12 protein-coding genes are annotated in these 15,164 nt (G+C 65.5%); 7 read left to right on the top strand and 5 right to left on the bottom strand.

The genetic code is table 11. From position 1 onward, the window contains the following. Positions 1 to 121 precede the first annotated feature (121 nt). Both ML540_RS14205 and ML540_RS14210 read left to right on the top strand, forming a co-directional pair. Entirely contained in the window at positions 122 to 925 is an 804-nt protein-coding gene (locus tag ML540_RS14205) for a glycosyltransferase family 2 protein (protein ID WP_341482662.1), read from the top strand. A 329-nt stretch (positions 926 to 1,254) separates the two neighbouring features. Further along, positions 1,255 to 3,624 carry a methyl-accepting chemotaxis protein gene (locus tag ML540_RS14210; RefSeq protein ID WP_243362350.1) on the top strand — a complete coding sequence of 790 codons (2,370 nt, stop codon included), beginning with the start codon at positions 1,255 to 1,257 and terminating at the stop codon, positions 3,622 to 3,624. Positions 3,625 to 3,701: 77 nt separating this feature from the next. Here ML540_RS14210 and ML540_RS14215 read toward each other — a convergent pair whose 3' ends face one another. Beyond that, positions 3,702 to 4,163, bottom strand: coding sequence for a helix-turn-helix transcriptional regulator (locus tag ML540_RS14215; RefSeq protein WP_243362352.1), 462 nt, complete (start codon positions 4,161 to 4,163; stop codon positions 3,702 to 3,704). A 510-nt stretch (positions 4,164 to 4,673) separates the two neighbouring features. On the opposite strand from ML540_RS14215, the gene ML540_RS14220 reads away from it, so the two are divergent. After that, positions 4,674 to 5,300, top strand: a complete 627-nt coding sequence (locus ML540_RS14220; protein WP_243362360.1) for a hypothetical protein — start codon at positions 4,674 to 4,676, stop codon at positions 5,298 to 5,300. A gap of 25 nt (positions 5,301 to 5,325) precedes the next feature. Here ML540_RS14220 and ML540_RS14225 read toward each other — a convergent pair whose 3' ends face one another. Further along, on the bottom strand, positions 5,326 to 6,531 hold the full coding sequence (locus tag ML540_RS14225) for a zinc-dependent alcohol dehydrogenase (RefSeq protein ID WP_243362362.1): 1,206 nt from the start codon (positions 6,529 to 6,531) through the stop codon (positions 5,326 to 5,328). Positions 6,532 to 6,696: 165 nt separating this feature from the next. Between ML540_RS14225 and ML540_RS14230 the strand changes: the two genes are divergently transcribed. The 4 genes from ML540_RS14230 to ML540_RS14245 all read left to right on the top strand — a co-directional run bounded on the left by ML540_RS14230 (position 6,697) and on the right by ML540_RS14245 (position 10,791). Then, entirely contained in the window at positions 6,697 to 7,911 is a 1,215-nt protein-coding gene (locus tag ML540_RS14230) for a radical SAM protein (protein WP_243362364.1), read from the top strand. Continuing rightward, positions 7,911 to 9,020, top strand: a complete 1,110-nt coding sequence (locus ML540_RS14235) for a glycosyltransferase (RefSeq protein WP_243362366.1) — start codon at positions 7,911 to 7,913, stop codon at positions 9,018 to 9,020. The genes ML540_RS14230 and ML540_RS14235 overlap by 1 nt, the downstream gene beginning before the upstream one ends. Positions 9,021 to 9,188: 168 nt before the next feature. Then, positions 9,189 to 9,596, top strand: a complete 408-nt coding sequence (locus ML540_RS14240; RefSeq protein ID WP_243362368.1) for a hypothetical protein — start codon at positions 9,189 to 9,191, stop codon at positions 9,594 to 9,596. 19 nt (positions 9,597 to 9,615) lie between these two features. Beyond that, entirely contained in the window at positions 9,616 to 10,791 is a 1,176-nt protein-coding gene (locus tag ML540_RS14245; protein WP_243362377.1) for a glycosyltransferase, read from the top strand. A 190-nt stretch (positions 10,792 to 10,981) separates the two neighbouring features. On the opposite strand, the gene ML540_RS14250 is transcribed toward ML540_RS14245, so the two are convergent. Genes ML540_RS14250 through ML540_RS14260 form a run of 3 tightly spaced genes read right to left on the bottom strand, consistent with a single transcriptional unit; the run spans position 10,982 to position 15,142 of the window. After that, a complete protein-coding gene (locus ML540_RS14250; RefSeq protein WP_243362379.1) occupies positions 10,982 to 12,436 on the bottom strand; it encodes an oligosaccharide flippase family protein in 1,455 nt (484 codons plus the stop codon). A gap of 59 nt (positions 12,437 to 12,495) precedes the next feature. Continuing rightward, complete coding sequence (locus ML540_RS14255) at positions 12,496 to 14,016, bottom strand: radical SAM protein (protein WP_243362381.1); 1,521 nt, start codon at positions 14,014 to 14,016, stop codon at positions 12,496 to 12,498. A gap of 49 nt (positions 14,017 to 14,065) precedes the next feature. Then, a complete protein-coding gene (locus tag ML540_RS14260; RefSeq protein WP_243362383.1) occupies positions 14,066 to 15,142 on the bottom strand; it encodes a glycosyltransferase family protein in 1,077 nt (358 codons plus the stop codon). Positions 15,143 to 15,164: the final 22 nt, after the last annotated feature.

Below are 15,164 nucleotides of genomic sequence, written 5' to 3' on the forward strand. Positions count from 1 at the left end.
TCTACCCGCAATCTCGTCGAAAAACAAGGGCGGGCTCTTTGGGGCTTGACAGGGGGCGGGGGTTGGGGATTAATGCCCCGTTTCCGATTCCAGCAAGAGATCTTACCGGAGGATTCCCCCGATGATGAACGGCAAGAAAGTGGTGGTGGTCATGCCGGCCTACAACGCCGCCGCCACACTGGAGCGCACCCTTTCCGAGGTGCCCCGCGACATCGTCGACGATGTCATCCTGGTGGACGACGCCAGCCGCGACAATACCATCGAGCACGCCCGCAAGCTCGGCATCAAGTGCTTCCTGCACGAGCGCAACTGGGGCTACGGCCGCAACCAGAAGACCTGCTATTCCGAGGCCCTCAAGCTCGGCGCGGACGTGGTCATCATGGTGCACCCCGACTACCAGTATACTCCTCTGATTATCCCGGCCATGGCCAACCTGGCCACGTCCGGGCTCTACGACGCGGTGCTCGCGTCGCGCATCCTGGGCGGCACCGCCCTGGCTGGCGGCATGCCCGGATACAAGTACGTGTCCAACCGCGTGCTGACCCTGTCCCAGAACCTGCTCATGGGGGCCAAGCTCTCGGAGTACCACACCGGCTACCGCGCCTTCACCCGCGAAGTGCTCGAGACGCTGCCCCTGTGGGAGAACTCCGACGACTTCGTCTTCGACAACCAGATGCTGGCCCAGACCCTGTTCTTCGGGTTCAAGATCGGCGAGGTGAGCTGCCCCACCAAGTATTTCGACGAGGCCAGCTCCATCAACTTCAAGCGCAGCTGCATCTACGGCCTTGGCTGCCTGAAGACCGCCTGGCAGTTCCGCATGCAGAAGATGGGCAAGGGCGACTACAAGATCTTCGACCCCAAGGGCCGGGGGTTGAAGCATTCCGATTCCGACTACTACACCGACCAGACCGTCACCTGCGAATAGCGGGCGCGGTCCCGACAGGACTTGACGAGCCCCCCGGCCCCGCGGCCGGGGGGCTTTTTTGTGCGCCGGGTGCCGTTGCGCGCGGGGGGGGGGGGAATTGTTGTGGTTCGAACGCCACGGGCGCAAAACATCTGCCGCCATCGGCCCAGGCCATGGATATTGCTGCGTCCGCCCCATACCAGACCGCCAGGACAGGGTATGCTGATCCGAGAAACGTCCTTGCTCTTTGCGTCAAAACGATGCAAATTTCGCCGCTTGTTAAAAAAATCCCAAATGACGGATATAAACGGGGCGACATTCGGAGCGCCTGAACGACCGGAGGAATGGGCATGTTCAAGTTCATGGACCGGGTACGGTTGCAGACAAAGTTGCAACTTGCTGTGATGATGATTGTTTTTGTCGCGGTGACCCTCTCGGCGGGACTGTCCATCTACAATATTTATTCGAAGGCCCTGAAGCTGGGCCAGTCACTGGCGGAAACGTCGGCAAGCGGCGTGGCGGAAGTGCTCGACCTCTACCACAGGGCAAGCAAGTACCGCCTTGAGGCGGTGCTGGACATCCTGGAATCCCAGGTGGATATTGAGTCCTTCTCGCCGTCCTTCGACAAGGACAACGCCGTCGTGGACCGCATGCGCGAGCGCTACGACACCAGTGCGACCTATTTTTATTTCACGGACAAGGGCTTCGAGCGCATCTCCACCAACCTCGTGCAGGACGGCAAGCGCATGACGGGCACGGCCATCGACTCCGGCCCGGTTTTCGAGGCCCTCAAGGCCGGACGCCCCCACCAGGGCGTTTCCATGCTGGGGGGGATCTACCGCATCGTGGAGTACCGGCCCCTCAAGAAGAACGGGCAGGTGGTGGGGGCGGTGTTCGCGGGCAAGCGCATCTTCAGCCAGGATTTCATTGACTACCTGAAAACCGTGACCGTGAACGGAAAAGGCTATCCCTTCATTCTCGACGGCCAGGGCAACTTCGCCTACCACCCCGACCCCGGGTTCAACGGCAAGCCGTCCAGCCAGGTCTCGACGGTGGCCGACCAGCTGATGTCCAACAAGGAGAAGTTCCTTACCTACGAGACCCGGGGGCAGCACAAGGTGGCGGCCATGGAGGAGTTTCCCGAGTACGGCTGGAAGATTTATTTCGGCATGACCCGGGACGAAACCCTGCACGGCCTGGACTGGGTGGTCTACAAATCCTCCCTGCTGGGCCTGGGGCTGGCCATGGTGGGCTCCTTCCTGAGCCTGGTGCTGCTGGTGTCGCGGGTGCTGCTCGATCCGGTGAAGCGCATCGCCCACGCCTCGGAACAGATCGCCAAGGGCGAGTACGACGTCTCCATCGACTACGAGGCCCCGGACGCCCTGGGCGAGACCGCCGACAGCGTACGGCGCCTGGCGTTGACCGTGAAGGAGAAGATCGGCTTCATCCAGGGGGTGCTCGATTCCATCAAGTCCCCCAACATCATCTGCGACACGGCGGGCAAGGTCCTCCAGATCAACCGGGAGATGGTCGAATTCCTAGGCGCGGGGGGAACGCCCGAGAGCTGGAAGGGGCGCACGGCCGGGGATCTCATCTTCGGCGACCCGAACCGCAAGGCCGTAATCCAGCAGGTGATCGAGGAGCGCACGGCCCGTATCGGCTACCAGTCCGACGTGACCTCGCGCTCGGGCGAGGTCAGGCACGTGCGCATCGACGCCGTGCCCCTCTACGACCTGGACGGACACCTGATCGGCGGCTGCTCGGTGTGGACGGACATGACCGAAGTGGTGCGCAGCCACCGCGAGGCCGAGGACAACCAGAAGCGGCTCCTGGACGTGGCCCGGGACATCGACGCCTTCACCCAGCACGTGGCGGCGGCCTCCGATCAACTGGCCGCCCAGATCGAACAGGCTTCTCGCGGCACGGAAAACCAGCGCGACCGCACCGCCTCCACGGCCACCGCCATGGAGGAGATGAACGCCACGGTGATGGAGGTGGCCCGCCACGCATCCGAGGCGGCGGACGGCGCCAGGGACGTGCAGGAGAAATCCGCCCACGGTGCCCAGGTAGTGCAGGAGGTGGTCTCGGCCATGGGCCGGGTGAGCACCATGTCGCGCGAGCTCTCCGGCGAGATCAACGAACTGGGACGCCAGGCCGCGGACATCACCTCCATCATCAACGTGATCCAGGACATCGCCGACCAGACCAACCTGCTGGCCCTGAACGCGGCCATCGAGGCGGCCCGGGCCGGAGAAGCCGGGCGCGGCTTCGCCGTGGTGGCCGACGAGGTGCGAAAGCTCGCCGAGCGGACCATGTCCGCCACCTCTGAAGTGACCGGCTCCATCCAGGCCATCACCGGAACCGTGGACAAAAACGTGCGCAGCGTGAACCAGGCAGTGTCGGCCATCGAAGAGTCCAACCGCTTGGCCTCCCAGGCCGGGGACTCCCTGGAGGAGATACTGGGCATCGCGGGCAAGGCCGTGGACCAGATCACCTCCATCGCCACGGCCGCCGAGCAGCAGTCGGCCACCTCGGAGGAGATCAACCGCAGCGTGGACGAGATCAACGCCATCGCCTCGGAAACGGCCGAGGGCATGAACCACTCCGCCCAGGCCGTCTCGGACCTGGCCCGGCAGGTGACCGACCTCAAGGGGCTGGTGGAACGCATGGGCGCGCCCGGGCGGAAAGAGCTGGCGCAGGCCGGATTGGCCCGGCCGTAGCCTGGCCCCGGTCGGGGATGTGAAAAGAGGCGTCCCGGGCCCGACAGGCCCGTAGCGGCGGACGCCGGGCAGTCCGCCTAGGCGTCCCGGGTCTGGCCCGGGCTGGGGGGGGAGATGGCCCTGGTCTCCACCATGGCCACGCGCAGGTCCCCGTTTTCCTGCAAGAGCCTGCGAACGGTCAGGTTCAGTTCGCGGTTCTCCTGCCGGAGTTCCTTGTGCTCTTGGCGCAGCTCTTGGGTTTCCTTCCTGAGGTCCGTGGCCTCCCGGCGCAGCGCGGCCAGCTCCTGTTCCAGGGCCGTTTCGGAAAGCGCGGCCCGGATGTCCGTGGCCAAATCGTCGGAGGCGTACTCCTGCGAGCGCATGACCCCTTCACCCAGAAGAAGCCAGCGGGGCTCGATACCAAAGATGGTGCAGAGGGCCCTGGCGATGCCGGTGTCGGGCTCGGTGACGCCCCGTTCGTAGCGCCCCAGGGTGTTCTGGTGCACCCCGAGGCGCTTCGCGAATTCGGCCTGGGACAGGTCTCCGCGGATGATTTTCAACCGTTGCGCGGTCGTAGTGGCTGTGCCCAATGAGTTCCCCGAAAAATATATGTCTGATGTTGGACACGTCGCGAGCGTCTGGTCGAATGTAACACAGGACCACCAAAACAATTTTTAGTCACGGCTACCAATAACGGTTGACCATGAACCAAAAACAGGTTTATTAACGTCTCGCGGACAGTAGATAGCTCGACATCCCATGAACACTTCTACTTGTCCCGTAAACAGGGGTCAACGTCCGAAAGGCGTATTGGCTTGGGCGTTGGACTCGCCCTGTGCTATATCGCCCATGCGAAAACACGGAGCCGGTCCCGGGTCATGCGTCTCTTTCACGGCCAGCCGGGCGTTCAGGGCGTTGCGCTGCGCGTTCAAGGAATATGCGGTCACGCGCTTGTTGATAGTTCGGCATGTTTTGGAAAAGCTTTAGTGTCTTGCCGCCCACAGGCGAGGCGTTTGCTTGCCGGTCAGTGATCGTCTTTCGGACCGGGGCCGGTAGTGTGGAGCAATGGCATGACGTTTATGCGTTTGCGCCTGGAGATTGACGGCAAGCCGGACCTCCACGCCGATATTCAGGTGGGCTCGCCGGGCCCTTCCGGCGCGTGCCGTTTTTTCTCCCAAGGATGTTACGACGCCCGGGAAGCTGGCCCCGAAGCCGGCGCCAGCCCAGACTTCCCCGGGGGCTGCAAAGCCATCGCGGCATGCTCCGAAGTTTTCTCCTTCTTCACGCAGGTCGTTTCCTACGAGAAGGCCAGTGCCGTCCTGCACGGCATGGGAAGTCCGGCCGCGTTCAACGGTTCGGCGCAGTGCGTGGCGGCGTTTTCGCTGCTGTGCTGCCTGGTGCATTCCGGGTGTGGGTACCTGGGGGAATACGCCTTCCTGCTGCGAAGTCTCTGTCAGTTGCAGGGGCAGGCCGAAGCGGTGGAGGCGCTGGGCGCTCCCATGAGCTCCGGCCGCTTCGCGGGCAAGGCCAAGAAGAATTGGTACGCGAGGTTCATCGAGCGCCTCGGCAGCCGTACCGGGGTGCTGCTGGACGAGCTGGACAGGCAGGGCGGCAACGACACCCTGCGCAACGCCTGTCAGATACTCTATTCCGTGGGCAGCCTGGCCCTGTCCCAGGAGGACGGCCAGGACGGCTGACGCTCACACCGGTCTCCCGGCCCGGCTATCTGAAATCGAAGGCCGCCTTCATGGATCCGCTCCCGGCCTTGTCGAAGGCGGATTGAAACGCGCGCTTCCAGTCCTCTATCCTGTAGAGTCCGGTCAGAAGCCCCTGCGTGGGGTAGGCGCCCGAGGCCAGAAGGTCCAGGCACGCCTGGTAGGTGCGCACGCGCCCGTCCTTCCACGGGGCCGTGGCGTAGCTGGCCGAACCCGTCACCCGCAGTTGCCTGAACCACAGGCTGGACACGTCGGCCTTTCCTATCTCCGAAGCCGTGCCGATCATGACGTAGCGGCCCCTGGCCCGAAGCGCCAGCAGGGACTCCTGGAAGGTCCCGGACGAGGCCACGCAGTCGTAGACCACGTCCGCTCCGCCCTCAACGTTGCCGCCGCCCATGGTGGTGGGCACGAAACGGCCCCCGCAGGCTTTCGCCAGCTCCTGGCGCGAGGGCGAGCGCAGCACCGTGTCGGCTCCCCCTGCCTCGGCCATGTCCGCCTGGAAGCCGTGCCGGGCCACGGCCACGATGCGCCCGGCAAAGCCCATGGCCCGCAGGCAGCGCACCGCGTGCTGGCCGAGCACCCCGGCCCCCCAGACCACGGCCGTGTCGCCTGGTTCGGGGAAGTTCTCCAGGATGGGCTGCATCACCGAAGCCATGGAGTCGACCAGCACCGCGTCCTCGTCGCTCACGCTGTCCGGCACGTGCAGCACCTTGGAGGGATGGGCGGCTGTGGTCTCGGCCATGCCCCCCGAGGCTTTCGCGTTGAACCCCAGGAAAGACCCCGGCGGCAGCGCGCCGTCCAGGAAATTCTCGCACAGGTTGTATTCGCCCTTGGCGCAGAAGCGGCACGGGGGCAGCTCCCGGCAGGCGCAGTCCAGCACCGGTTCCACCAGCACGCGCTGCCCGGGCGCGAGGTCCGAGCCCGCGGGGGCGGACTCGACCGTGCCCAGCACCTCGTGGCCGATGACCATGGGCAGGGAGGCGTAGGGCTCGAGCAGCATGGACTCTGCGCCCTTGAGCAGGTTCACGTCCGAGCCGCAGATGCCGCACAGGCGGGTCTTGATGGTCACCCAGCCGGGACGGGCGGGCGTAAAGGGCACGTCCTCCAGTTTGAGGGGCGTCACCAGATGGTGGAAGCGCTTGCGCTGCAACTTGGTGAAGAAGGCCGAGAGCAGGTACCGGGGGATGGAGCGGTGGTAGACGAGGGCTTTCATGGCCGGGGTTCTGCGGCAGGCCCGGCGGCCCTGTCAAGGCCGCTTCGGCCGAGGTTGACTCCCGCATTGGCCGGGAGTAAGGAGCAGCGTCCCACTTGGGTTGAAAAAAACCCTCGGGATATCGACAATTCCGCCGGTTCGAACGTGTCCGGCCCGCGAGGTACCATGTCCAAACGCTCCAGCATCGCCCTGGGAACCATCCTCAAGAATTTCGCCCGGGTTTCCCGCCATCCGTGGATCGCATCCCGGCTCGTCGCCCTCGAAAAGGAAAAGATGCTTTTCAAGTGGCTGAATCCCAAGGCACACGAAGGCGTTGCCCGCTCCATCCGTCAGGTGTCCATCCGCATCACCGACCTGTGCAACCTGCGCTGCCACACCTGCGGCCAGTGGGGCGACCAGGGCTTCATGCACTGCGCCGACCTGAAGTCGCTCAAGAAGGCCGAGGTCAGCCCCGAACGCTACCACCTGCTGCTGGCCGACTTGGCCACCCACGGCCATTTCCCCTCGGTGTACCTGTGGGGCGGCGAGCCCACCATGTACAAGGGCTGGCTCGAGATCATCGAGCACGCCACCGTGCTTGGCATGCCCACCTCCATCGCCACAAACGCCACGGGCCTGGCCAAGGCCGCCGAGCGCCTGGTGGCCGCGCCCATGTTCCTGCTCCAGATGTCCATCGACGGCCCCGACCCGGACACCCACAACGCCGCGCGCCCCTCGGCCGGCGGCGGGAACAACTTCCAGGACATCCTGGACGCCCTGGAGGCGGTGAACGAAGAGAAGCGCCGCACCGGCAAGAAGTTGCCCCTGACGGCCTCGCTCACCACCATCTCCCAGGCCAACGCCCACCGCCTGGTGGACATCTACGAAACCTTCAAGGACAAGGTGGACCTGTTCGTCTTCTACCTCTCCTGGTGGATCGACGAGAAGTCCGCCGACGCCCACGAGGTGGACTTCAACAACCGCTTCGGCTTCGCCCCCAAGCTGCACCGCGGTTGGGTGGGCGACTGGACCATCAAGGACTACGCCACGCTGGACGCCCAGCTGAAGGAAGTGCTGCGCCGCTCCAAGAGCCTGAATTCCCCGGCGGTGAACATCATCCCCAACATCACCGGCGTGGACAACCTGCGCGAGTACTACACCGACCACTCCACCACCTACGGCTACGACCAGTGCATTTCCATCTACCAGGCGGTGGAGATCGACTCCAACGGCGACATGTCTCCCTGCCGCGACTACCACGACTACGTGGTGGGCAACGTCAAGAAGAACACCATCACCGAGATCTGGAACAACGAGGCCTACCGGAAGTTCCGCTCGAGCCTCACCACCGAGGGGCTCATGCCCGCCTGCACCCGCTGCTGCGGGCTGATGGGATATTAATGGCCGCGAGGCGGACGGTCCTGCTGCTGCAGGACCTCCTCTTCGGGGGCACCCAGCGCCACGCCCTGGAGCTGGCCCGGCGCATCGACCGCAGGCGCTTCGCTCCGGAATTCTGGATGCTCTCCTCGGGGGCGGACTTCGCCCCCCAGGCCCGCGAGGCGGACGTGCCCATGCGGTGGCTGTCCGATAAGCGCGCGGTCACTCCAGGGGCGATTCTCTCACTTCGGCGAGAGCTTGCGCGAAGCCGCCCGGACATCCTCATGCCCCTTACCGCCGTGCCCAACATCTGGGGGCGCGTTTTCGGACGCCTCTCGGGAGTGCCCGCCGTGCTGGCCACCTGCCGGGGCGGGGGAAACATCACGCGCCAGCACGAGCGCTTCCTGGCCCGCCTGGCCCACCACCACATCGCCAACACCCGCGCCCTCAAGGACGCCTTGGTGGCCCTGGGGCGGCGCGAGGACCAGGTCACGGTCATCCCCAACGGCGTCGACACGGACTTCTTCACCCCGGACCCCGACGGCGTGGGCCCGGTGCGCCAGGTGATCCTCTGCGTGGCCCGCTTCGTGGAGGACAAGGACCACCAGACCCTGCTGGCCGCCTTCGACATGGCCTGGGCCAAGGTGCCCGGGGCCGAACTCTGGCTGGTGGGCGACGGGCCGCTCAAGGGCCGCGTGGAGTTCTCCGCGCGCCGCCTGGCCAGCCATGAGCGCATCAAGTTCTTCCCCGGCGGCTCGGACCTGCGCCCCTTCTACCGCCAGGCCGCGGTGCTCACCCTCTCCAGCCTGCGCGAGGGGCTGCCCAATGTCATCCTTGAAGGAATGGCCTCGGGAGCGCCCATCGCCGCCACGGCCGTGGGCGGCATACCCGAGGTGGTGGAGGAGGGCGTGACCGGGCTTCTCTCCCCGGTTCGCGACGCCTCCCGCCTGGCCGGGAGCTTCGTGCGCCTGCTCTCGGACGAGGACGCCCGCGCCCGCATGGCCCGCGAGGCCAGGGCTGTGGCGGTGCGCGACTACTCCATGGCGGCCATGGTGGCCCGCCACGAGGAGCTTCTGGACCGCCTCGCATCCGCCCCGATTGGGGCTGGTCAAGCGGGTCCGCGCAGACTATAAGCCCCTTGTCCGCGAGGGATTCCGAGCACATCCCGTAACTTTTCCCCGCCGGAAAGCGACCAGGGATGGAGGCGGCCACGCCCAGGCCGGCGCGGGCAAGCCCCGCCACCGGCCTGAACCAGATCATCATGCCCGGCCCGGACACCACCCGGGCCGCCGGAGAATACCGTGAGAGCTTTTCTTCTTGCCATAGCCATGCTCCTCGTGGCACTGACCCCCGCCCTCGCCCAGGCGGACGTCACAGGCCTTTGGGTGGCCGAATTCTTCGGCAACAAGGTTGAGTGCAACCTGGAACAGCGCGGCCAGTTCCTCTACGGAGTGGCCACCGTCACCACCAGGACCGGCGAGAGCAACACCTACCACCTGGCCGGGTTAGTCGACGGGAAGCATATTCGCGCCCTGCACGGCAGCGGCAACTACTTCGAAGGCGAGATTCAGGGAGAGGACAAGGCGTCGGGGACGTTCTTCTTGATCAAGAGCGGCCAGTCCATCGCCATGCAGGCCGAGAGGACCAAGCGCGGCCAGACCGTTCCCGGCGGCCTCCAGTGGCCGCCCGGCTATCCTCCCTCCAACTGAGTCTCGCAAGGATGTGTTCGTGAAAACAGTCTTCGTGCTGACCGCTCTGGCGGAAATAGCCATGCTCCTGGCCCTGTACCTGGCCGGGCGCAAACACGTGCTCGGCGGGCTCAAGCGCCCCTACGCCGGACCACGCCCCCTGGAGAACGCCCCCCGCACGGCCATGATCGTGCCCATCACCGGTGACACACCGGCCGTGCGCGCCGGGCTCGAAAGCCTGCTGGCCCAGGACTACCCCAACCTGCGCTACGTGCTGGTCACCCGCGACGAGGCCGACCCGGCCACCGCCGTGGCCCGCGCCCTGGTCCGGGGACGGGACGACGCCGAGCACCTGCTCAGTGGCCCGTCCGCCGCCTGCGGCCAGAAGAACCACAACCTCCTGGCCGGAGTGGCCGCCGTGCGCGACTGGGCCGAGGTCTACGTCTTCTGCGATTCCACCCATGTGGCCCGGCCCGACCTGGCCCGCCTGCTGGTCGATCCCATCGCCCAGGGCAAGGCCCCAATCTCCGGCGGCTTCCACCGCGTCGTGCCCCTGGACGCCTCCGTGCCCACCCTGGGCATGCTCAACGTCTGCCTGTTCCTGCACAGCCTCCAGCCCATCCGGGCCATCACCCAGCCCTGGGGCGGGGCCATGGCTGTCACGCGCCAGCTCTTCGAGGAGCACGGCATCGCCCAGGTGTGGGAGAAAAACATCGTGGACGATTTCTCCCTCGGACCCCACCTGGCCAAGCGCGGCATCCGCTCCTGGCCCGTGGCCGAGGCCTGCCTGGATACGCCGCTGAAAAGCGTGCCGTACTCCATCTGGGAGGACTGGCTCACCCGGCAGCTCCTGTACCTCAAGTTCTGCACGCCCGAGATGTGGATAGGCTCCCTGGCCGTGGTCTGGATGTTCTCCGTGCCGCCGCTCCTGGCGGTGTTCGGCCTGCTCGGGGCGGTGACCGGCTCCGCTGACGCTTCCTGGTGGGTAGGGGCGGTCGCCTGCTACGCTGCCGGCTTCGCCGCGGTTGGGCTGGTCTTCAGGACGCTTTCGCCCAGGCCCATCGGATTCTGGGACTGGACCAAGGGATTCTTCGCCTCGCCCATCATCACCGTCTGGTGCTACCTGCGCACCTGGACCACCTTCACCATGCGCTGGCGCGGCATCGCGTACAAGGTGACGTGGGGTGGACGGGTCGTGGAGGTCATACGGGGGTAAGAGCAAGAGGGGAGGAGGACGCCTCCGGCGGCCAAGGGGACTGTGTCCCCTTGGAATCCCCAACGGCTTCGCGCGATTCGAGAGGCACGATTCAGAGAAATGTGAAAGGCGGGATGCGCACACAACTGCGCATCCCGTCTTTTGGTTTGTGAAGCGACGAGGGGCGTCGCCTAAGCCGCGTGGAGCCGGGCTAGGCCGCCTTCGGCAAGGCCTGGGCTTTCATCTCCCTCCACCACTTGTACCCGAGCACCCCGAACGGGGCCAGCCCGCCCGCTTCGGCGATTTCGCGGATTCCCAGAAGGCCGAGGCCGAAGTAGAGGCCGGCGCCGAGAAGCGTGGCCGTCAGCACCGGCCGCACCGCCCGCCATTTGATCAGCCCCATCTCCCGCTGGCAGGAGTACGTGGTGCAGCAGCACACCACGCCCTTGGTGATCACGATGGCCAGCCCCGCGCCGAGAAGCGGCATCTTGGGGATGAGCAGGGCGCACATCACGATGTTCAGGGCCAGGCCGCCGGCGTAGATCCAGAACAGGGCGTTCTGGCGGTGCTGGCTCATCATCAGGTAGGCCGCCAGGTTGTGCACGAAGCTGAACATCACCGACGGCACCAGCCATTTCTGCAGCCACATGGCGTCCACGTAGCTCTTGCCGTAGATGAGCCCGATGATGCGGTCGGACTCCACGAACAAAAAGAACATCACCGGGATGGACGCGCCCAGAAGCCACTTGACCGAGTTGTCCTTGAGGCGGTCGAAGCCCTCCTTGTCGTGGCGCCACAGCCCCACGAACAGGGGGAACAGCACGCTCTTCATGAGCAGGCTGGAGATGGGTATCTGGATGGCGTCCACCACCTCCCAGGTGGCCGAATACTGCGCCACAGCGTAGGGGCCGGAGAACTTCTGCAAAAAGAACAGGTTGGCCTTGTTGTACAGGATGGAGAAGAAGGCCAGCAGCACAAACACCAGCCCGCCCTTGGCCGTGTTCCAGGTGCGGGCCAGGGCTTTGCCCTTGAGGGCCAGGCTCTGGATGTCGGTCTTGTTCACCGCCACCCAGGCCCCGCCGACCAGCGAGATGCCGTTCTCGATCAGCTTGAAGAGCGCGATCCAGTGGGGCGCGAACCCCAGCGCCAGGGTGCCCAGCGCCCAGCCGTAGCCGCACACGGCGGCGACCGACCTGATGCGCGCCTCCAGATCCTGCCTGCCCTGCACCCGGCAGGCCACGAAGAAGCTCGAGGCCAGGGCCTCCAGGCCCACGCCCGCCGTGATCACCTGGATCAGGTTGGTGAGTCCGGCCGTGTAGCGCTGCTGGGTGATGAACACCCACACCCCGAGCCACCCCAGCACCAGGATGAGCCCCTTGATGAGGGTGTACTGGGCCAGGATGTCGCCCTTGTTGCCGTATTTCTTGGAAAGCGACGACACCAGCGGCTGGTTCAGGCCGAATTCGCCCAGAAACAGCACGATCATGGCCGTGTTGAAGGCCAGCTGGAACTCGCCATAATGGCTCTGGTCCACGCGGGCCAGATAGATGAAGAAGCACGTGTGCAGGACGTCCCGGATGGTCTGGGCGGACGCCAGATGCAGGAACTTGCCGATGATGCCGTGAGAGGCTGTGCCCGCCTGGGGGGTGCCGGGGGATTGAGTCATGCGGGCGGGTGGTTCCCTGTATAACGCGTTAAGGGCGGGCTCGAGGCCCGCCCTGGATGTTACTTCTTGCCTTTGGCCTTTGACGCCTTGGGCTTGCCTGACTTGGATTTCGCCGCCGATTTCGGCTTGGCGGCCGGGGGGGCCGGCGCTTGTGGCGCGGCTGCGGGCATCTCGATGGGAGCGGCCGGGGCTTCCTCCTTCACGGCGGGAGCCTTGACCTCCTGCTTGACCGCCGGGGCGCTGGCCTCCGGCTTCACGGCCAGGGGCGCTTCGGGCTTGGCCGCGGGCAGGGTCCCGGCGGCTTCGGCGGGCAGGTTGGCCCCGCTCTCGGCAGGCGTAGCCTGGGTGGCTGTGCCGCAGCATCCGCCGCGCGGGGTGCAGGTGATGAACGTGCCATACTTCACCAGTTCATCCACGCGGCAGCTCCAGACCATGCGGCCCTTGTGCAGGATGGCGTCGGGGCAGCCGTCGCACATGTTCTGGCGGCCGTCCTCGAACACGTCGCAGGGCTGGATGATCATGATGGACTGGATGTGCAGGCAATCGGTCCACTTCCCGGGCTCCTTGAGCCACTTGAGGAACACCTTGCGGATGCTCTTGCTGAAAAGGGCCAGGGGGAACAGGGCCTGGGCGGTGCGGACCAGCCAGGGCCTGGTGTAGGCCAGATAGGTGCCCCAGAAGAAGTGGTGGAACACCTGCACCAGTTCGGCGAACCTGGGGCCCAGGTAGCCGAGCGTGCGGTCCTTGTCGCCCACCTTGAGGGTGAGCAGCCACTTCATGGAGCGCGGGTCCTCGGTGCCGTTCAAGAACGCGCAGGGCTCGAAGTCGGGATCGATCTCACGGATCTTGTCGGCCACGTCCTGGGCCAGGATGTCCTTGTGGGTCTCCATGTGGTCCAGGTGGTAGACCAGCTGTCCCACGTCCACGGGCTTGCCCCCGGCGTGGCAGTCGAATCCGGCCTGGGCCTTCACCGAGCGGAACAGGATGAAGACCATGGTCTGCACCCGGTCCATGTGCGCCTGGGCCCAGCGGGTGAGCATGGGGATGTCGTCCAGGGTGTCGCGGTAGATGGTGGCGTTGAAGGCGCAGGCCACGGTGCCGCCGCTATGCTCGTAGATCATGTTGGCGAGCTTCTCGCGCAGCTCGCACAGCTCGAGCTCGGTCTTGCCGATCCAGCCCGGGCGTTTCTGGTGGGAGTCCACGTGCATGGTGAAGCCCACGAGCCCGGCCTTGGTCAGGTCGCGCACCAGCGCGGGCGTGAGCGCCTGCCCGTTGGAGTTGATGATGGGCTTCCAGCCCTGCGCGGCCACGTAGCGCACCAACTCCACGATGTGCGGATAGATGAGCGGTTCGCCGCCGGCGATGGAGATGCCGTCGGTCCGGCGCAGCTTGCGCACGGTCTCCAGCTCCCGGATCACGTCCGCGAGCGGTCTGTGACCATCGGGGTCGTTCTCGCGGTAGCAGCCCTCGCAGTACAGATTGCACTTGGTGGTGGGCTCGAGCCACGTGATGGAGTTGTCGGCGAGGTTCCAGGGGAGGCGGTAGTACGTCTCAGGCGTAAGAGGGCGTCTAGGATTCATGGCAGTCCGGGTTAGGGGGTTGTTCCAGAACAGCTTGATCCACTTCAATTTAGCGTACAAGTCGGCGGTTGGCAACGCCGGGCAAATTGCCCTGGCGGATGAAGCGCTCAACCAGCGAAAAGGCGAATTCGTTGCCCTTGAAGTCCACGGCCCGCACCCGCTCGCGGCAGGCTTCCACCTGGGATTCGAATCCGGCCACGGCGGCCTCGTCCAGGTGGTGCATGTCCAGGTGCAGCCCGTAGCCGAGCTTCTGGAGATAATGGGCGTTCAGCCACTGCTCGAAGGCTCCCTTCACCGGAAGCGAGATGATGGGCTTGCCGTAGCACAGGGCCTCGCTCATGAGGGTGTGCCCGCCGCCGCAGATGACGAAGTTGCAGGAGGCCATGTCGGAAAGCAGGCCGTCCTCGCTGAACTTCTTGAAGCTGAGGTTGCCGTCGGTTGCGTCCTTGCCGTAGCCGTAAACGATCACCGGACGGCCCAGGGTCTTGAGCAGCGGCACGAAGTTCTCGCAGATGGAGCAGCTTTGGTAGACCAGGATGTGGTCGCCCACCGTGGCCTCGTGCTCGAAGACCTTCTCCCGGTGAATGGGGGGGGAGATGGCCCTGCGGGGGCCGGGTTTGAGCGGCGGCTGGTAGAAGGAGATGACCAGGTGGTCGGTGGAGTTGGAGAAGAGGTTGTTCACCGAGAACGACGTGGAGGTGAGGTCCCACCAGACTTTTCCCGGAAGATCGTGCTCGCACAGGGTGATGACGTGCTGGTGGTCCAGGGAGAGGCAGGGGACCCCTGCTCTTTTTGCGGCTATGGGCACGAAGTATTCGTAGTCGGAGAGGCACACGTCCGGCTTGAAGCGCTCGATGACCTTGCCGATGCGGGTAAGCTCGCGGCCGCGGTGGATGAAGGTCTTGGCGGCCAGCTTGACCGTGGCGGGCAGGTCCAGGGCGTAGTTCTTGTAGCGGGTGCCGGGGTTGAGGGCGGTCTCCACCGGGTAGTGGCCGCGCAGGATCCCGGCGGCCTCCTCGCTGGTGACGAAGAGGAACTCGTGCTCGGAAAAGCGGCGCGCCAGGGTCAGGGCGCGGATGGCGTGGCCGTGCTGGGAGCCGTGAACGCCGTAGAGGATGCGGGCCATGGTGTATCCACGTTATAAATGA

It is taken from the genome of Fundidesulfovibrio terrae, from assembly GCF_022808915.1.
Lineage (GTDB): Bacteria > Desulfobacterota > Desulfovibrionia > Desulfovibrionales > Desulfovibrionaceae > Fundidesulfovibrio > Fundidesulfovibrio terrae.